The sequence below is a fragment of the Fimbriimonadaceae bacterium genome, assembly GCA_019454125.1.
Taxonomy (GTDB): Bacteria; Armatimonadota; Fimbriimonadia; order Fimbriimonadales; family Fimbriimonadaceae; genus JALHNM01.
Genome location: CP075365.1, coordinates 446,350 through 464,625, shown reverse-complemented (window position 1 = coordinate 464,625; position 18,276 = coordinate 446,350). Strand labels below are relative to the sequence as shown.

Below are 18,276 nucleotides of genomic sequence, written 5' to 3'. Positions count from 1 at the left end.
AACCCGCCGTCCTGCAGGCGGCCGCACCCGCCGGTACACTTCCTCTCGCTCAAGACAGGAGCCAAAGCACCATGCCTGATGAACTGCCGAGCCGTTACGAAGCCGCCTCCGTCGAGTCGAAATGGTATGCCCGCTGGGAAGAGGCGGGCCTCTTCCAGCCCCAGCCGGGCGCGGGCCGACCGGTCTACTCGATCACCATCCCTCCCCCGAACGTCACAGGCTCGCTGCACATGGGCCACGCCCTGTGCTACCCCCTCCAAGATCTCTTGGGCCGGTACAAGCGGCTCAAGGGCTACGAAGTCCTCATCCTGCCGGGCGTGGACCACGCCGGCATCGCAACCCAGTCCGTCGTGACCAAGCTGCTCAAGAAGGAGGGCTCAAGCCCGTACCAAATCGGACGGGAAGCCTTCATCGAGCGGACGAAGCAGTGGAAGGAAGAGAGCGGCGGCACCATCCTGCGCCAGCTGCGCGACCTGGGCTGCGCCTTCGACTGGAGCCGGGAACGGTACACGCTCGACCCTGGCTACCACGAGGCCGTGCTCCGCGTCTTCGTCGACTGGTTCGAGCGCGGCGTCATCTATAAGGGGCTGCGGGTGGTGAACTGGGACCCGGTGCTGAAGACCAGCGTCAGCGACATCGAGACCGAGCGCCGGACGACCAAGGGCAAGCTCTACCACGTCAGGTATCCCTTCGCCGACGGAACCGGCCACGTCACGATCGCGACCACGCGCCCGGAGACGATGCTCGCCGACGTCGCCGTGGCCGTCCACCCAAAGGACAAGCGCTATGACGGCAAGGTCGGCAAGACGCTCGTCTTGCCGCTGGTCGGCCGCGAGATCCCGCTCATCGCGGACGAATACCCGGACCCCGAGTTCGGAACCGGTGCGGTGAAGATCACGCCCGCCCACGACCCAAACGACTTCGAGGTCGGCCGGCGACACAGCCTCCCCATGCCCATCCTCCTTGACGAAAGCGCTAAGATCGCTCCCGAGGGCGGTGCCTACGCCGGGCTGGACCGCTACGAGGCCCGCAAAAGGATCGTCGCCGACCTGGAAGAAAAAGGCTTCTTGGAAAAGGTAGAGGACCACGAAATCGCCCTGGTCATCTCCGAACGGAGCGGTGAGGTGATCGAGCCCCTCGCCAGCGAGCAGTGGTTCGCCGACATGGCGAAGCTCGCGGCCCCCGCCATCGAGTGCGTTGAGGACGGCCGGATCGAGTTCGTCCCTGCCCGCTATAAAGAGGTCTACCTGGACTGGATGCGGAACATCCGCGACTGGAACATCAGCCGCCAGCTCTGGTGGGGGCACCGGGTACCGGTCTTTTACACTGAGGACGGTGAGGCCTTCGCGGGGCTCAGCTGGGAGGACGCCCAGGCAAAAGCGGGCGCCAAGAAGATCGTCAAACAGGACGAAGACGTCCTCGACACCTGGTTCAGCAGCGGCATGTGGCCCTTCGCGACCCTGGGTTGGCCTCAGCAGGCCCCGGATTTGGCGCGGTACTACCCCACCAGCGTCCTCGTGACCAGCCGCGAGATCCTTTACCTTTGGGTGGCGCGGATGGTGATGTTCGGGTTGGACTACATGAAGGACATCCCGTTCCGCGAGGTCTATATCTATGCGACCGTGCTGACCGAGGACGGAAAGCGCATGAGCAAGAGCCTTGGCACCGGCGTCGACCCGAACGAGGTCATCGAAGAAAAGGGGGCTGACGCGCTCCGCTATACGCTTTTCAGCCAGACCGGGATGAACCAGGACATCCGGTACAGCGAGCGCCGCACGACCGACGCAAGGAACTTCTGCAACAAAATCTGGAACGCCTCCCGGTTCGTGTTCATGAACCTGGAGGGCTATACCGGAGTGAAGCCCGTCGAACTCGAGACCGTCGATCGATGGCTGCTCAGCCGGCTCGTCCGGACCGAGGCAACCGTCACCGCGGCCTACGAGACGTACGACGTGCAGCAGGCCGCCCAAGCGCTCTACCGTTTCTTTTGGAACGAGGTGTGCGACTGGTACATCGAGGTCTCGAAGCACCGCCTGACCGATCCCGCTCGCCGGGGCACCCCCCAGTGGGTGCTCGTCACCGCGCTCGAGGCGTTCTTGAAGATGGCGCACCCGCTCATGCCCTTCGTGACCGAAGAGGTCTACAGCCACCTCCCCGTCGAGGGCAAGGCGCCGTTCCTCATGGCGAGCGCCTGGCCGGAGATCGACCAAGCATGGGTCGCGCCCGAAGAGGAGGAGCGGGTCGAAACATGGCGGGAGATCGTGCGGACGATCCGCGCCCTGCGGAGCGAACTCGGCATCGACCCCGGCAAGGTCGCAGCCACCGCATATTTCGAGGGCGACCTGGAAGGGGGCGAAGAGATCGTCCGCACCCAGGCGTGGCTCGAGCGCCTGGAACCAGGAAAGCCCAATGAAAAGGCCCTGGCCCAGACCGTGGGACTGCTCACCCTGCACCTGGCGACCGCCGGGCTGGTCGACGAAGAAAAGGAGCAGGCCCGCGTGGCTAAGGAAATCGAGAAGGTCTCGGCCGACTTGGTGAAGCTGAGACAGCGTTTAGAAGACCCGAACTTCGTGGCGCGGGCGAAGGCCGATGTGGTGGAAGAGCAGCGGGCCCTGCTCGCGGAAAAGGAGCTCGCCCTGCAAAAGCTCCACGAGCGCAAGGCCCTCTTCGGGGGCTAGGACACGACAACGCCGGTGGGCACGACACCCTCGACGTCGTCCGCCGGCCGAAAACGGGGCCGCCAGGCCAGAAGAAGGCCGAGCCCCATCATGACGGACCAGATCGGTGAGACGGGCCCGGACGCGAAATAGCCGAACGGAAGGCTCCCCACCGTCCCGACCGCCACGCCGATCCAAGCCGCGAGCGGGTCTACCAAGACTTTCATGATGAAGAGCGCAACCGGCGCGACCGCAGACAGCATCCACGCGATCAAAGAACCGATCACGACCGGCGCGACAAACGGCACCACAAGGATGTTCCCGAGCGGCGCGACCAGAGAGGCTTCGTGGAAGTGGTAGAGCAAGAGTGGAAGGGCGGTAAGGCTCGCCACCGTGCTCACCCAGACGAGGTCGCGCGCCGCGAAGAGCGCCCGCTTGACCACGGATGCCCCCGGCCTCGACTGCCACCGCGGGCCGAACAAGACTAGGCTGCCGACCGTCGCAAACGAGAGCTGGAACCCGATGTCGGCAACCGAGGGAGGCCAAATCAGGAGTTGGACGATCCCCGCGAACGAAAGGGCCGAGAGCCCGTCCGGAGAGCGCCGGAAGAAATAGGCGGCCAGCCAGACGAGGACCATCACCACCGAGCGAAGCATGGGGGGGCGAAACCCGGCCGCGGCCGAATAAAGCAAGAGCAGCGCAAGGAGAATGAGGAGCTGTGCCCAGCGAGGGACCGAAGTCTTGGCAAGCGCAAGGGCCAAGGCGGCCGCAACGATGACCACATGCAAGCCCGAAGTCGAAACGATATGGATCGTGCCGCTGCGCCGTAGCAAGTCCCAGTCCCCGTCGCTAAGGCCCGCGGTCACGTTGAAGCAAAGCGCCGCGATCGTGGGCTGAGTCCGCACGTCGCTGAACTGGTCCAAGAAGTGCAGGAACGACGCCCGGACTTCCCCGCCCAACCTCCAAAAGAAGAAACCGCGCGAGATCAGCGTCGGGGGCGAGTCAGGGAAGACCATGCCGGCCTCATAGCGCGGCGAACTGCCCACATCCCGAAAGGGCTCGATGTCGCCTTCGACCGCGAGGCGGTCGCCCATCGTCGCGTCAGACTCGCCCTTGACAAAGAGACGGTAGCGCTTCCCTTCAAAGAGCACGGGCATTGTCTGCCCCTTTGGCGTCACGTTCGGAACGCCGACCACTTCCACGATCCCGCGCAGGGTTTGGCCCTTTTCCGTGACCGGTTGGACCGGAAGGGGCCGCAAGAGCAAGCCGACAAGAAGCGGGACTAGCAGGAGGACCAGCGATTTTAGCCGGCGGAACACAAGCGCGGCCAGCAACACCGCGTACACGACATTGACGACCGAAAACGCGGTCGATAAACCGATCACCAAGGCGCCGAAGGCCACAAGAGAGGGCCGACCGGCTAGCTGCTCGGAGAGCGTCTCAAAGGGAGAAGGCTCGTCGCGGAGGCCTGACACCGATCTTGATTGAGCGGAAAAGACCATGTTCCTCCGCTATAAAGTTTAACTTTTCGACGATCTGGTCTTCGTGGAGCCGGAGCTCCTGCGCCCAGGCTGAGCCTGTGCAATAGACCCAAAGCGTGCCCTGGTCAAAGCGATCCGGGAGGGTCTTCTCGGCCAGCACTTTGCCGACGGCCTCTTCCCAGCGCCTGAGCGCGACCTGCGCCCGAGCCGCGCGCAAGACCTCTTTCTGCTCTAAAACGACCGGCATTAGCTCTGAGAGCCTTCTCATGCCTTCACCACCCCGCCGGACTCTACCCGGAACACACACGCGTTTTGCTTTAATTTTTCTCCGGCCAGTTCTGCTTCAGTGCAGGTCAAGAACACTTGGCCCCCCAGAGTCTCCGCCCTGGCGACGAGGTGCTTTCTGCGGTCGACGTCTAGGTCTGAAAAGACGTCGTCCAGCAGAAAGACAGGCGTCACTCCCAGCTGGTTGCGCGCCATTTCCAGGGTGGCAAGCTTCACAGCAACGACCGCCGTTCGCTGTTGGCCTTGCGAGGCATGGAGCCGGGCGTCCCGCCCCTGGATCTTGAAATCGATGTCGTCGCGATGTGGACCGCGGCTGGTGGACCCCCGATGGATATCGACCGCTCTGTGGCCCTCCAAGGCCTCTCTCAACTCCTCGGCCGATTGGGAGTCGTCCGACGCCTTATAAGTGGCTGAGAAGGGCTCTCCGCGGCTAATCTGGCTATGTTCCGCCGCGGTCAGTGGTGCCAAAGTGGCCAACCAGTCTCGCCGCATAGCCCTCATCGCCGCGCCATGCTCGGCCAGCGGAACTTCCCAAGCGTCGAACTCCTCGGCCGGGACGTGGGCTTCCTGCGCGTGGCGAAGGAGCGCGTTACGCTGCTCCAAGGCGCGTCGAAAAAGGGTGAGGTGCCGCAAGTAGGCCGGGTGCGTCTGCGCCATTTCCTCGTCGAGGAACGCGCGCCTGCTGGCTGGGTCACCCCGCACGATCTCGAGGTCGCGGGTCGAAAAGGAGACGGAAGGGTTGCGGCCGAGCAAATCGGAACCGCGCGCCAAGGTCGAACCGTTCAAGCGGACCGTTTTCCTCCCCTTTAACCGGAGCACGACCTCGATCTCAGATTCCGGATCTTCCCAAAACCCCTTGGCACGCGCCTCCGTCTCGCCGAGCATCAGAGCCTGCGAGTCCTTCGTGGCGCGCAGGAGCCTCCCTGTCGAAAGGAGGCCGATCCCTTCCAGCAAGTTCGTCTTCCCGTTCCCGTTCGGCCCGCAGACAATGTTCATCGTCGGCTCGGGAGAGAGGTCGATGAACGAGTAGTTCCGAAACCGCTCAAGGGCAAGGCGCCTCAGGACGGGAATTCCCCACCCCCTTCTCTAAGGAACCCCTTCTTTATCTGAAGAGATGTATTTATATTTAGCGCGTGGGTTTGGTGGAAAAGCACGGGCCAAAATGGGCGGCAGGTTAAGAGCGACGCCGCGCCGGGTTCAAAAGACTTTAACACGAAGAGCCTGCTTTCGGGGAAAAGTCGGTGGATAACAGACGCGGTTATCCCAGTCCAAACGCGCTCCGTCTTTTCCCACCGTTTCTCCACGAATCATTCAGATCAGTTTGTGGAGACGCCCGTACTTCATGACGACGGCCTCCATCACGTAGATCGGGTGGACGCCAGGAGGCACCTCCACTCCGACCCGGGTGGCGAACGGATGCCATATCTCCTTCAGGCTCTGAACCTGGGTCTCTGGCGGAAGGTAGGGAAAACGGTCACAGAGCCGCTTGATCGCCACGTACTCCTCCATCGTCATCTTTCGCAGGTCGGTGAGTCCGGGCTCCATAAAGTGCAGTCCGGCCCGGTGGGGGGCGGGTGTGAACGCTTGGTTGGATCCAAGCTCTTGGACCACGATAGTGCCGGCCGCGAGGTCGCCCAACCTTTGGGAACGCGCGTTTGTGAAGATCGCGAGAAACCCGGCCAGGTAGAGCAACGGAAGCATGTCGGCAAGGCGCAGAAAGTTGCGGTACGAGGCGGCGGCAGCCGTGACGGGCGTGCCGTCTGCCATCACGACGCGCAGGCCGATCGCCCGCTTCCCCGGCGTCTGGCCCCGATGGAACGCCTCAAAGTACATGGGATAACCCAGGAACAGCACGAAAAAGAGGAGTCCGGTGACGGCCGTCACGGCCTCGGTCCCCAGCGGAAATGTGAGTGCGCCCAGCAAAAAGGAGACGGCCGAAAGGAGGAGCGCGATGATGACGAGGTCGGCCGCATAAGCCGAGACGCGGGCGCCGACACCGGCCAGCCGGTAGGAGACGACCACTTTCTCCGGGGTGAGGATCAAATACCGGTCCCGCAACAGATGTATGCTACCGCCGGATGGGAAAGATCGTGCCGAAGCCGCGGTTCTGGGCGCTCGTTGCCGGCGGCCTCGTCTTCGCTGTGCTCGGCGCGGTGGTTCCTGGTACGGAGTATCTGCTCTGGATTTACAATGCGGCGCTTCTCGCCCTGCTGGTGTTCCTGGCCCAGGCTGCGAAGCGCCAGCCGCCCCTTGGGGTCGAGCGTCGCGCCGACCCCGTCCTTTCCGTAAGACAGGCCAACAAGGTGCAAATCTCGGTCGAGAACTTTACCGACCAGCGCCTGAGCCTCCGCGTGCGCGACGAGCTGCCAGAAGACTGCGTGGCAGATCGTCAGGAGTTCCAGTTTTCGCTTGCGGGCGGCACCCGTATTGACCTAGGCTATGTGCTCACCCCCCTTGCCCGCGGCGACGCGGAGTTTCCTTGCACGTTCGTGCGGGTCTTGGGGCCGCTCGGTCTTGCCTATTTTGATTTCGAGCTCCCTTCGACCCGGCAGTCCGTTAAGGTCTATCCGAACGTCAAGGCCGTGCGCGACTTCGAGCTGCTCAAGAACCGGGGGCACCTGGCCCTGGCCGGTCTGCGAAAGAGCCGGCGGCGCGGCATCAGCACAGAGTTCGAGAGCCTGCGCGACTACAACGAGGACGACTTCCGCTTTATCGACTGGAACTCGACGGCGCGGCGCGGCAAGCTCGTCGTCAAGAACTTCGAGCAAGAGCGTAACCAAGGCGTGATCGTCTGCTTCGACGTGGGCCGGCACATGCTCAGCGAGGTCGACGACGTGCAGAAGCTCGACCACAGCCTGGACGCCGCGTTGATGTTGCTCCACACGGCCGAGCGGGCGGGCGACCAGGTCGGCCTTTTGCTCTTCAGCGATGTCGTCCACCGTTATATCGCTCCCAAGCGCGGCCGTGCCCAAGTCGCCGCGATCCTGGATGCGGTCTATGGGGTCCAGGCGGAACCGGTGCAGCCCGATTACGCGACCGCGTTCGCCTATCTCGCCACCAAGTGGAAGCGCCGCTCGCTGGTGGTGCTCTTCACGGACGCAGAGAACGAAGACCAGGCGCGCGAGCTGGCTGAGGCCCTGGGCCACGTCCGCCGACACCACAAGCTGATGGTCGTGCGCGTTGGCGACCCACGTCTTAAGGAGCTGCGTCGCGCGGAGATCGTGGACGACCGTTCCCTCTTCGCCCGGGCAGCAGCGACCTGGTACCAGACTGACCGGCGCAAAGCGGACGCCCTGCTCTCTGCGTCTCGGATCGAGAGCCTGGAAGCAGAGCCGGACGAGCTCAGCTCCGCGCTCGTCGCCCGGTACGCGGCCCTTAAGGAAAGGGCGGTCATCTAGGGCGCGGGGTATCGTCGCCAGCATGTCCCCTCGAGAGGTGCCCGTCCTTTCGCCGGATGAGGCTATGGCGCACGAAGGGCTGACCTTCGTCGATGTGCGCGAGCCCGAAGAGTACGCGCTCGGCCACATCCCCGGCTCGTTGAATTGGCCCCTAGAGTCCTTCTTGGAGTCTCTTGAGACAGATAAGTCCAGCTTTGATTTGAAAGGACTTGGTCAAGGCACCGAAATCGTTTGCGTCTGTCGCAGCGGTCGCCGGAGTGACAAGGCAGCCTCCGCGATGCTCGACGCTGGCTGGACGGAAGTGTACAACTTAAAGGGTGGAATGCTGGCATTTGCCGCCTCAGGCCACACGGTTGAGCGATAAGTGCCTACCCGCATTGAAGACGCTGGATCCCTAGGCGGCCTGTGGCGGCGCGCCGTAAGCGAGTGGCCCGACCGGCCCGCCTATCTTGTCTCGGAGGGCCAGGGGTACCGGCCGATCACCTACTCCGAGGCTGACGCGAAGGTCTATGCCTATGCCCGCGCGCTGGACCACTACGCGCTGAAGCCGGGCGACCGCGTCGCGCTGGTCTGCGAGACCTGTCTTGATTGGGCCCTGATCGACTGGGCGTGCCAGACGCTCGGGCTCGTGTTGGTGCCGGTCTTCCCCACCCTGCCCGCCGACCAGGTCAGCTATATCGTCAAAGACTCTGGCGCGAGGCTCGTGCTCGCCCAAGACAAGAAGCAGGCTGCGAAGGTCGATCCGGAGCCCCCGCTGGGCATCGTTTCGCTCGCCGACGGCGGCTTTCCCTCGGACGGAGGCCTGTCCCGCGAGGGGTGGCACCGCGTCACCGCCGAGCTGCGGCCCGAAGATATCGCGACGATCATCTACACGAGTGGCACCACTGGACAGCCCAAGGGCGCGGTGCTCGCAAACGCCGGATTTATCCAAGTTTGCTCTTCAATCCGTAACCATTGGCCAGTTGACGAGAACGACGTCTGGCTCAGTTTCCTGCCCCTCTCCCACGTTTTTGAGCGGGTCGCGGGGCACGTCCTGCCGGTCGCCTGCGGCGCCTCGATCGCCTATGCCCGCTCCATCGCCTCGCTGGCCTCGGACATGGCCGCCGTGAGGCCGACGATCGCTTGCGCGGTCCCTCGGTTCTATGAATCGATGCGCACCCGGATCTTGGAATCAGCCCAAAAGATGTCGGGATTGCAGCGGTTTATGTTCGAGGGGGCCTTGGACCAAGCTCGTGCTAAGTCGCGTGGTAAGTTCGCCCCCTTTTATCCGGTTCTGGACAGGCTTGTCGGTTCAAAGATCCGCGCTCGGTTTGGGGGAAGGTTCAAGTTTTTCGTCAGCGGTGGGGCCGCACTTTCTCCCCAAGTCAACGACTTCTTTTCAGGGTTCAACATTTGCATCTTGCAGGGCTATGGCCTGACCGAAACGACGGCCGCAACGTGCCTGAACCATCCGGATAGGAACAGGAGCGATACCGTCGGCGAGCCGATTCCGGGGGTCGAGGTTAAGATCGCTAGCGACGGAGAAATACTCATTCGTGGGACGACCGTCATGAAAGGCTATTACCAGTTGCCTTCTGAGACCGCGCTAGCCATCGACACAGAAGGTTGGTTCCACAGCGGCGACATCGGAGAGTTTTCCGGCTCGCACCTCAAGATTACGGACCGGAAGAAAGACATTCTTGTGTTGGCTAACGGCAAGAACGTAGCGCCGCAAAGGGTCGAAGCGCAGCTGAAAGAGAGCGAGTTTATCCAAGAAGTCGTCCTTTTCGGCGACGGCCTGGAGCATTGCATCGCCCTCATCGTGCCGAATTTCGAGCGGCTCAAGACGGAGCTCTTGAACAAAACAGGATCTCTTGAAGATCTCGTCGAATCGGAGGAGGCGCAACAAATCTTTAGGCACGAAGTGGCGCTGGCCAATAAACAACTTGCCGATTATGAGCGAGTCAAGCGTTATCGCATCCTCACCAAGGAATTCTCGATTGAAGATGGTGAGCTCACTCCTTCTTTAAAGGTTAAACGGAAGTACGTGCGCGAGAAGTACGCGCCACTAATCGATGACCTCGTGAAGTAGGTTCACTGGCCCAGTCGCTGTTCGAGTTCGTCCTCTGCCTGTCGAATGGCGCGGAGCTCGGAGAGCACAGCGTCAAGAGACTTGTTGGATCCATAAGAGTCTAAAGGCGTCATGTCTTCCCTCACTTCAACGCTGGCTCTCTCGATCTCGTCAGCTAAAGATTGCAGCCGTTCCGCAATCGGCCGCGCCTGGGAAAACACAAACTTGCTTTGGGGGCTTTTGTGCGTGTACTCCCGCCAGTCCCCTGAAGTCATCGACTTCAATCCTTGTAGGGCGTCTTTGATATCAAGGTCAAACAGATCCTCGACAATCTCGACGAGTTCCTGCTCTTTGTCCCGGCTTGGCGGGCCGACGACCTGCGAAGCAAGGATCGTGAGGTCGGCCATCGCTTCGTTGGCCGCGGCGAGGGCCTGGCCGCGTACGCGGACCCAGTGCTCGGGAAGATGTTGATCTGTCCAGGGTGCCTGGTTCAGACTTCCATGGATTCGCGACCAATGGAATGCTGCCGCGTCGAGCACCTCCAAGTTCGGCAAGTCCATCCACTTGTGGAGCTTACGCGTGTCGGCAAGGGATTTCATCCCTCGCGCCGATTCCCATCCGCGGCGTGTTTTATCGCTGACGGGTTCCTTGCGGCTCGCCGCTTTTGCCAGCGCCGTGACGATCCAAGTCGCCACTGCGCCCGTCAATCCTGCTAAGAGGAGGGCGTTCACCGTTCCGAAGGCCGCGTTGCTCGCCAAGAACGTGAGCGTGCCGGCCACCACGGTCGTCCCGCACCCGATCAGGGGCATGGACGTGGCCATGGCGGCGCGCTCCTGCGTCGCGCACCAATCCAGGTAATTCGCCAGGTAAGGCGTTCGCTTCTTTCGGCCCGCCATGTTCGACTCGAATACGATACGATAGCAGGCCCGGGCCGATTCGCGAGGCTCAGGGCCCGGTGCCCCCTTGGTCTTGATCGATACCCACTGCCATCTGAACGACCGCTCCGCCTTCCCAGAGCCTGGAGCGGCGGTCGACGAGGCACTGGAGGCGGGCGTCGAAAAGATGATCGTCGTTGGAGTGGACGAGGATTCGAGCCGCTATGCCGTAGAGTTGGCCGAACACTTTGAACCTGTTTATGCCGTAGTTGGCCACCACCCCAACCAAGCTTCTGACTTTCAGGACCGCAGCCTACGGGTGTACGCAGAACTTCTGTCCCATCCAAAGGTTGTCGCACTGGGCGAGATCGGTCTCGATTATTATCGAGACCATGCAACGCCAGAAATCCAAGAAAAATGCCTTCTTGCCCAGCTAGAACTTGCTGAATCCTTGCAGGTTCCTGTGGTGTTCCATTGCCGCGACGCTTACGACGATCTCTTAACGATTCTTGCGCCGAGGCAGCGGATTCCGTATCTCTTTCACTGCTATGCCGGCACTCAGGAGCAGGCCTTTAAAGCCCAAGAGTTAGAGGCGTTCTTCGGGGTTGATGGCCCTGTGACCTATAAGAAAGCCGAGAATCTTCGCGCCGTGCTGGCGGGACTTAGCCCAGAGCGGCTTGTCATCGAAACAGACGCCCCTTGGATGGCGCCAGAGCCCTTTCGGGGAAAGCGAAATAAGCCCGCTTGGCTTCCCTACATTGCGCAGGCTCTGGCAGATACTCTCGGCATCACCCTTCGAGAGTGTGCAGAACAAACGACGAGGGACGCGTACGCGTTCTTCAAGAAGTTATCGAGTTAGCCGCCGCCGGTATCGTTGGCGCCGGCCGCAGATCCGCTTGCAGGGTCGTTCTCTGGCGTGGCGGGAGTGGTCTCAAGCTTTGGCTGCTCCACCTTCTTGGAATCCTTCTCAGGTTCGACCTTTTCGCGAGCCGGTTCGGCTGGCTTAGGCTTCCGTTTTGGCGTTGGCTTCGGAATCTCCTCTATCGGCGTCTTCCTGCTATCTTCCGCCGTCTTCTTGCCGGATGATTTCTCTACGGAAATCTCAATGATTGGTGCGGGTTTTTCTGGTGCTGGCGCAACGTTTGGCTTCTTGTTGTTTGCCAGACCGGCGACCCTCTCCGCCCCGGCTTGAAGCGCAGGGTACTGGCCTATGCGCGGGCCGATCAAGCTGTAACCCACCGCAAAAAGACCTGCTGGCAACAAGAGGAACATGAATGCTCCCCAAGCGAGCCTGCCCACCCAAGAACGTTGTTTCCGCGGCGATCTGGAGACGCCCCGCTTCTTCACGTCGCTAGTGTGACAGAAAGTGCGGGGCGGCTAAGGGCCTGGAACGGGCTACTTCGTCTCGATTAGGATCGAGCGGTCGTCGGTCTTTGTGTACTTGAGTCCGGCCGCGTTCGTGACCACGTCAAGCGCATACTTTAGCGATGTGTCGATGAGATAGGCGTCCAACTTGTAGTTGGGAACGGATTTCGAAACCTCGATCTTGATCCCTGTCTGTCGGCTGAACTCCCCAAAGACAGCGCGAATGTCCGTCATTTTGAGCCGCGTCGTCAAGTGCTTAAGGAGCTCTGAGTCCTCGAGCTTGCCCGGCTTGTGGACAGCGATCTCTTGGGCCTGCACCACCTTAACGGGCTGCTCCTTTCGCTTGGCGAGGTAGTAGATACCGTTCTCGAGCGTAAAGCTCAGCTTGGCTTCTTCACAGACCACGGCCAGCGCTTCGTCGAAGTCGATATCTTGCAGGGAGAGATAAAGAAGATAGCGGACTTCGGGGTCAAGGACGAAGCTCTTTTTGCCCTTAACGAAGAGGTCGAAGAGGACGTCGCGGACGTCGTAGCCCTTGGATGAAATTGTGACGAGGCCGTCATGGCCGGAGATGGCGGAATTGGGATCCGTCTGGGTCTTGGAGCCGGTCTCTTGACCGAACGCGAAGGCGCTCGCAGACGCGATGGTGAGGGCGATCAGTGCTTTTGAGAATTTCATGACTTGGGTTTTCCGTGCTCGTCGTAAACGCGAATAGATGGTGAACTTTGGAGAGCTCTTTGCGTGGCACCTTTCGTGCCGGGTCGTAACGTCCTGGTTTTGGTGGTGGGTCTACGAGGGGCGACACGCGGCGCAGTCACAACCTTGGGTTTTTCCACCGGCGCATGGGTGGAGTCAGCGATAATGACCTTCTCGGTTCCGGAAGGTTCATGAGCATTTGATAAAGCAGGCTTTTTCAGGCCGACGCCGTGCGTTTTGGGCTGAGAGTTGGGCTGTTCGTGAGTCGCTTTCTCGGCTGCGGCATGTTCTTCGTGCGGAGTTGAGGCGGGTGTCTCCCCATGCTCCTTCTTGGAGTGCTCGGAGGTAGACGCGGAGTGGCTGTCAGGGTGCTTCGATTCAGGTGCGCCCGGTTGCTTCTCGCCGTCTTCTGCCTCGTGCTTCTCCGCTTTCGGGGCCGCTTCGTGGTGGCCGGGCTCTTCCTCCTTCGCGAGCGGCTCGTCAGTCGCCTCTTCGGAAACCGCCTCCTGGTCTTGGCGCACCTCAGAGGCCTTGGGGCCGAGCAGCGCGGTCGGTGTCCGGAAAGCCGCACTCATCGTGACCGCCACCATGGCGAGCAAAACTGAAAGGAGCATGTTTTTCGGCCTGCGTAGCAGCTCCATAATTTGAGGGCCGAAAGGATCCTTGCCAGGCTCTGGGTTTAAGCCCTTGGCGGGCCTTGCCGTCACCGTCGCCATTCGCATGATCTTCTGCAAAGGCGTGGGCGGTACCGTATCGCTCTCAGGGGCAGGGTCGGTTTTCTTTACCGCGTTAAGGGATTTGGCGTACTGCAGGCATTCGGGGCAAGCCTTGAGGTGTTTTTCGAGGTCTTGCAGCAGCACTTCGGGCAACTTTTCGCCCGAAAGATGGCGCTTAAGCTGGGCCTTGGTTAACTCGCATTCGATGCTTAAGACCGGCATTTGGCTACCTGACCGATGCCGCGACGGAGTGCGGCCACGTGGATGATCGGTGCGGGAAGGGTCGATCTTTAGAGCGGTCTGGGAAGATTTGCGGCCCTTAGCCCACCCTCCGGCAGAGCACGGCGCGCACTTGGGATCCTACGGGATAGAGCAGCAGCTCTAGAGGGGCGTCGCCCTCGGGCCGGGCCTTGGCGCGGACCTCGGCCGGATCGATCCGCACGCCGCGGGTCTTCACCGCTTTGAGCCGGCCTCCGAGCTCCTTCAGCCAAGCACGGACGAGCTTGATATGGAAGCCGCCCTCGCGCACGGCCTCAAAAGCCGCGGCCCAGTGCCAGGCGGGCTCGAAGGAGTCCGTGGTGAGGTAGCCGTTCGAGGCCCCGAGCCCGGGCAGCCCGAAGCCACCCAGGCAATGGGCGCGGATAGTAGCCGGATCTGCTTCCAGCACGAAGCGGAGCGGTTTGCCGAGTGTCTCGCGAAGCGGCCGCTCTCCTGGCACGGCCTCGCCCGTTTCGACGTGGAGCGCCCAGGTCCCCTTGCCCGGCCACACGAACTGGGCGTCGTGGCCCAACTGGACCACGGCTTCCTTGCACTCGCCAGCGTGGCTGACGAAGTATCGGTCAGGCGACAGCGAATCGAGGAACTCGTCGCTGAGCAGCGGCGACGTCTTGACCAGTGCCCGGCGGAGTCCGGCCATGCGCTCGCCCAGCGCCTCCAGGTTCGGTGAGAAGTCCGCGGGGTCATAGTGCCGCCGCGTCGTCGACCTCCGTGCCGGGTCCGCAAAGGCAAACTCGAAGGGCCACGGCTCTGCGAGGCAGTCCGCCACCCGAATCTCCGCGGACCGACCATAGACGCCCAGGTTGTGCGCCGCGTATTCGGCGCGTTCGGGCGAAAGCTCGAATCCGAGCGCGGGGCCCGTCCGGCAGAGGCCCAAAAGGTCGCCGCCGATCCCGGAGGTGAGGTCGCCGACCAACTCGCCCTCAGGGGCGACGCGGTGCGCCCTCGGGGCCAAGTCTTCGTGGCTCGCCATTTCTAGCCCGGCCCGGTCGAAGAGCATCTCGTCGGCCCGGGTGAACTTCTGCCTCGCCTTCTTTCGCAGCTCCCATTGGGTGAACGCCCACCGCGCGGTCTCTTCTCCCACCTCGGTTTCGAGTTTCAGGATGGCGGCGGGGGTCGCCGGTGTTTCCCGGGAAAGCTCAAGGGCGCGGACTTGGTGGGGCTTCAGCATGTCTGGCTAGATCGATCGGCCATGACGGAACGCAAATCCCGAAGCAGGCGTCATCTTCTCCCGTAGAATGAAAAGATGTCGACGCTCAACGGGAGAGTCGTGACGGCCAAGAAGACTTGGCGCGAAAAGGTTGGCTTGGCCGAGATGCTCAAGGGCGGCGTGATTATGGACGTCGTCAATCCGGAGCAGGCCCGGATAGCCGAAGACGCGGGCGCGGTGAGCGTCATGGCGCTGGAGCGCGTCCCTGCGGACATCCGCCGGGACGGCGGCGTGGCGCGCATGAGCGACCCGGAGATGATCCGTGGCATCAAGGAGGCGGTCAGCATTCCGGTGATGGCGAAGTGTCGCATCGGGCATATCGTCGAGGCAGAGATCTTGGAGGCCTTGGAGGTCGATTTTATCGACGAGAGCGAGGTGCTCACCCCTGCGGACGAGGAGAACCACGTCGATAAGCACGCGTTCACGGTGCCGTTCGTCTGCGGCGCGAGGAACCTGGGCGAAGCGCTCCGGCGCTGCGGCGAGGGCGCGGCCATGATCCGGACCAAAGGCGAGGCGGGAACCGGCGACGTTGTCGAGGCCGTGCGCCATATGCGGACGATCGTCCGCCAGATCCGCCAGGTCCACGCGGCCCGCGAGGACGAGCTGTACGTGCTGGCCAAGGAGATGCAGGCGCCGCTTGATCAGATCAGGATCGTGCACGAGACGGGCCGGCTGCCCGTGCCGAACTTCAGTGCGGGTGGCATTGCGACCCCGGCCGATGCGGCGCTGATGATGAAACTGGGTGCGGAGACGGTCTTCGTCGGCTCCGGGATCTTCAAGTCCGGCGAACCGGCCAAGCGGGCCCGTGCCATCGTCGAATCGGTGCTCTTCCACAACGACCCAAAGAAGCTGGCCGAGATCAGCGCCGGGCTCGGGGAGCCGATGGTCGGCATCAGCGTCTCGTCCCTGGCGGAGGGCCAGTTGCTGGCGGGACGCGGCTGGTAAGAGCGCGCAAGAGCAAAAACTCGCCAGGCACCGAGAATCAGACGGGTACCCATTGGACATAGATAGCGCTGCCCGAACCGAGCATTTGGAAGCCCCTCCAATGGTCTCGAGCCTTCTCTCCTTGCCCGTCGGGTCGTTGGCGAGCCCGGTCGAGCCCGCCCAAGTCACGGACTCGATCCGGGTCGCCGCCCGCGACCTAGTGGAGAACGGGTTGCCGTGCCTGCCCGTCGCCGATGGCGACCGGTTCGTCGGGGTCGTCACGGAAGCCGGTTTTTCCCGCGCTCTGGCCGAAGGGGCCGACCGCGACGCCCCGATCGCTGAGTTTGTCGAGCCTTCTCCCCTGGTGTTCCCGCCCTATGCCACGGGGAGCGATGCCCTGCGGGCCTTCGAGACTAGCCGGGCGCTCCTGGCCTGCGTGGTCGACGACCGCGGCTCGTTCATCGGGCTGGTCACGCCGAGCCGCCTTTTCGAGCGGCACGGCAGTCGGCAGCTTCTTGGGAAGGTGGGCGGGATGGCGACGCCGTTCGGCGTCTACCTGACCAATGGCGTGGTGAGCGGAGGGGTCGGGTCGGGCGCGCTCGTCGCCACCGGCGCGCTGATGTTCGGCGTCTTCCTCTTCGCGACCCTCCTCATGGCACTCCTGAGCGAGTCCCTGCCCGCGACCTGGCACCGAGGCCACGTCTTCGAGGCCGTCTACCAGGGCGGCACCCTGGCTCTTTTCCTCCTGGGGATCCGGCTGCTCCCCTTGAGCGGGATCCATGCGGCGGAACACATGGTGGTGCACGCGCTGGAGCGCGGCGAGGACCTCCGCCCAGAGATCGTGCGGCGGATGCCGCGGGTCCACCCGCGATGCGGGACGAACCTGGCGGTCGGCGCCGGGCTCTTCCTCGGGATCATGAACTTCGAGCTGCTCGGCCCCGCTGAGGGCCGCTTGCTCCTGGCCGGCCTGGTAACGCTGCTCTTATGGCGGCCGCTGGGCTCGTTCGTGCAGTACTTCATCACGACAAAGCAACCGACCGATGGCCAGCTGAACCTTGGCCTTCGTGCCGGCCGCCAGTTCCTAGAACGCTTTCAAAGCGCCCGCATCGCCTCGAGCAGCCCGGTCCAGCGCTTGGCCAACAGCGGGATTTTCCAGATCATGGCGGGCGCCTTTGCTACCGAACTCGCCTTCTGGGGCTTGGCCGAAGTCCTTCACTTGCCCGACCAATGGCGCGTATACTTTGGGCTCTAGCCGATGGACATTAAAGCGGTCTACTACGTTCTCCTGGCGCTTGCGATCGTGGTCGCACTCGTCTTCACCGTGATCGTGCTGATCACGGGCAAGGGCGACGCCATGTCCGGCGGCGGCGGCAGCGTCCGCACGACGTTCAAAGGCAAGGCCAGCTTCGACGACCAGATCTCGAAGGTCACCCTCATCCTGGGCGTCTCGTTCATGGGACTGATGCTGGTCCTGGACGCCGTCGCCCACCAAGCCTTCCGCTAAGGCGCTTGGCACTCCGCATCCTCCACACGAACGATCTTCACGGGAAGCTCGTGAAAGCCCGTATGCCCGGCCTCCTCAGCTTGCGGTCCGAGGCCGACGTCTACTTCGACAGCGGCGACTGCGTGAAGAGCGGCAACCTGGCTGTGCCCCTGCGCCCCGAGCCCGTCTGGGGATTGCTGCAAGAGGCGCGATGCGACGCCTCCGTGATCGGCAACCGCGAGACGCACGTCCTCGAGGCTGTCTTCGCGGCGAAGCTGGCCGGCGCTGCCCATCCGGTCTTGTGTGCGAATCTGGTCCGCAAGGATGGGTCGATGCCGCTTCCCGGCCACGCCATCGTCGAGCGAGCGGGCCTGCGAGTCGGGGTGGTCGGGGTGAGCGTTCCCATGGTCACCGAGCGGATGGCGAGCCGAGCCGCCAGCGCGTTCCTCTGGACCCCGCCCCTCGCCGCTCTACAGGGCGAGATCGAGGGGCTCCGCCCCAAAGTGGACGTCCTCTTTGTGCTCAGCCACCTCGGCTACCGTGCCGACGTCGGCCTCGCCACGAGCCTGGAGGGCGTCGACGTCATTTTCGGGGGGCACTCCCACACGGTCTTGGCCGAGCCCGAGCTCCACGGGAAGACCGCCGTCTGCCAGGGCGGCAGCCACGCGCGGTACATCGGGCGGTACCAATGGGAAGACGGACGGCTGGCCGGTGGCCTGGTCGAATGGCCTTCTAAAATGATTACCGGAACCTCCTAGTAAGTCTTCTGGCCCATTTGAGTCTCACTGAACAGTAAAAATGCTGTCCACTGACGCGAGGGCGTTTTCCCGACGTCTCGTAAGGTCAAGGGCGTCACGCCG

Annotated in this window: 18 protein-coding genes; 9 read left to right on the top strand and 9 right to left on the bottom strand. The window is 62.8% G+C overall.

Features of this window, described 5'->3' with window-relative positions; all coding sequences use genetic code 11:
• Positions 1–71 precede the first annotated feature (71 nt).
• Positions 72–2,678, top strand: a complete 2,607-nt coding sequence (locus KF733_02360; protein QYK56328.1) for a valine--tRNA ligase — start codon at positions 72–74, stop codon at positions 2,676–2,678.
• Here the strand turns inward: KF733_02360 and KF733_02355 are convergent.
• From KF733_02355 to KF733_02340, 4 genes are all read right to left on the bottom strand, one after another.
• Positions 2,675–4,132: a ComEC/Rec2 family competence protein gene (locus KF733_02355; GenBank protein ID QYK56327.1), complete on the bottom strand. Its 1,458-nt coding sequence runs from the start codon at positions 4,130–4,132 to the stop codon at positions 2,675–2,677. The two genes, KF733_02360 and KF733_02355, sit on opposite strands and share 4 nt — an antisense overlap.
• Positions 4,098–4,385 (bottom strand): DUF721 domain-containing protein, encoded by a 288-nt coding sequence (locus tag KF733_02350; GenBank protein QYK56326.1) that lies wholly within the window; start codon positions 4,383–4,385, stop codon positions 4,098–4,100. The genes KF733_02355 and KF733_02350 overlap by 35 nt, the downstream gene beginning before the upstream one ends.
• Before the next feature lie 17 nt (positions 4,386–4,402).
• Positions 4,403–5,494 carry a DNA replication/repair protein RecF gene (locus KF733_02345; GenBank protein ID QYK57151.1) on the bottom strand — a complete coding sequence of 364 codons (1,092 nt, stop codon included), beginning with the start codon at positions 5,492–5,494 and terminating at the stop codon, positions 4,403–4,405.
• Positions 5,495–5,734: 240 nt separating this feature from the next.
• A complete protein-coding gene (locus KF733_02340) occupies positions 5,735–6,481 on the bottom strand; it encodes an RDD family protein (protein ID QYK56325.1) in 747 nt (248 codons plus the stop codon).
• Between the two features lie 20 nt (positions 6,482–6,501).
• On the opposite strand from KF733_02340, the gene KF733_02335 reads away from it, so the two are divergent.
• The 3 genes from KF733_02335 to KF733_02325 are packed head-to-tail and all read left to right on the top strand — an operon-like array spanning position 6,502 to position 9,892.
• Entirely contained in the window at positions 6,502–7,821 is a 1,320-nt protein-coding gene (locus KF733_02335) for a DUF58 domain-containing protein (protein QYK56324.1), read from the top strand.
• Positions 7,822–7,843: 22 nt separating this feature from the next.
• On the top strand, positions 7,844–8,185 hold the full coding sequence (locus KF733_02330; GenBank protein ID QYK56323.1) for a rhodanese-like domain-containing protein: 342 nt from the start codon (positions 7,844–7,846) through the stop codon (positions 8,183–8,185).
• Complete coding sequence (locus KF733_02325; protein QYK56322.1) at positions 8,186–9,892, top strand: long-chain fatty acid--CoA ligase; 1,707 nt, start codon at positions 8,186–8,188, stop codon at positions 9,890–9,892.
• Between the two features lie 2 nt (positions 9,893–9,894).
• Here the strand turns inward: KF733_02325 and KF733_02320 are convergent, their stop codons facing one another.
• Complete coding sequence (locus KF733_02320) at positions 9,895–10,767, bottom strand: hypothetical protein (GenBank protein QYK56321.1); 873 nt, start codon at positions 10,765–10,767, stop codon at positions 9,895–9,897.
• A 67-nt stretch (positions 10,768–10,834) separates the two neighbouring features.
• On the opposite strand from KF733_02320, the gene KF733_02315 reads away from it, so the two are divergent.
• Complete coding sequence (locus KF733_02315) at positions 10,835–11,605, top strand: TatD family hydrolase (GenBank protein ID QYK56320.1); 771 nt, start codon at positions 10,835–10,837, stop codon at positions 11,603–11,605.
• Here KF733_02315 and KF733_02310 read toward each other — a convergent pair.
• The 4 genes from KF733_02310 to KF733_02295 all read right to left on the bottom strand — a co-directional run bounded on the left by KF733_02310 (position 11,602) and on the right by KF733_02295 (position 14,970).
• Positions 11,602–12,093: a hypothetical protein gene (locus KF733_02310; protein QYK56319.1), complete on the bottom strand. Its 492-nt coding sequence runs from the start codon at positions 12,091–12,093 to the stop codon at positions 11,602–11,604. The two genes, KF733_02315 and KF733_02310, sit on opposite strands and share 4 nt — an antisense overlap.
• Before the next feature lie 48 nt (positions 12,094–12,141).
• Positions 12,142–12,789 (bottom strand): hypothetical protein, encoded by a 648-nt coding sequence (locus KF733_02305; GenBank protein ID QYK56318.1) that lies wholly within the window; start codon positions 12,787–12,789, stop codon positions 12,142–12,144.
• Positions 12,786–13,745 (bottom strand): hypothetical protein, encoded by a 960-nt coding sequence (locus KF733_02300; GenBank protein ID QYK56317.1) that lies wholly within the window; start codon positions 13,743–13,745, stop codon positions 12,786–12,788. Before KF733_02300 ends, KF733_02305 begins: the two co-directional genes overlap by 4 nt.
• Before the next feature lie 97 nt (positions 13,746–13,842).
• Complete coding sequence (locus KF733_02295) at positions 13,843–14,970, bottom strand: hypothetical protein (GenBank protein QYK56316.1); 1,128 nt, start codon at positions 14,968–14,970, stop codon at positions 13,843–13,845.
• Between the two features lie 75 nt (positions 14,971–15,045).
• Between KF733_02295 and pdxS the strand changes: the two genes are divergently transcribed.
• From pdxS to KF733_02275, 4 genes are all read left to right on the top strand, one after another.
• Entirely contained in the window at positions 15,046–15,954 is a 909-nt protein-coding gene (gene pdxS / locus KF733_02290) for a pyridoxal 5'-phosphate synthase lyase subunit PdxS (GenBank protein QYK56315.1), read from the top strand.
• 100 nt (positions 15,955–16,054) lie between these two features.
• Entirely contained in the window at positions 16,055–17,185 is a 1,131-nt protein-coding gene (locus KF733_02285; GenBank protein ID QYK56314.1) for a DUF1385 domain-containing protein, read from the top strand.
• Positions 17,186–17,188: 3 nt separating this feature from the next.
• Positions 17,189–17,437, top strand: a complete 249-nt coding sequence (gene secG, locus KF733_02280) for a preprotein translocase subunit SecG (protein ID QYK56313.1) — start codon at positions 17,189–17,191, stop codon at positions 17,435–17,437.
• Between the two features lie 5 nt (positions 17,438–17,442).
• Positions 17,443–18,174: a hypothetical protein gene (locus KF733_02275; protein QYK56312.1), complete on the top strand. Its 732-nt coding sequence runs from the start codon at positions 17,443–17,445 to the stop codon at positions 18,172–18,174.
• Positions 18,175–18,276: the final 102 nt, after the last annotated feature.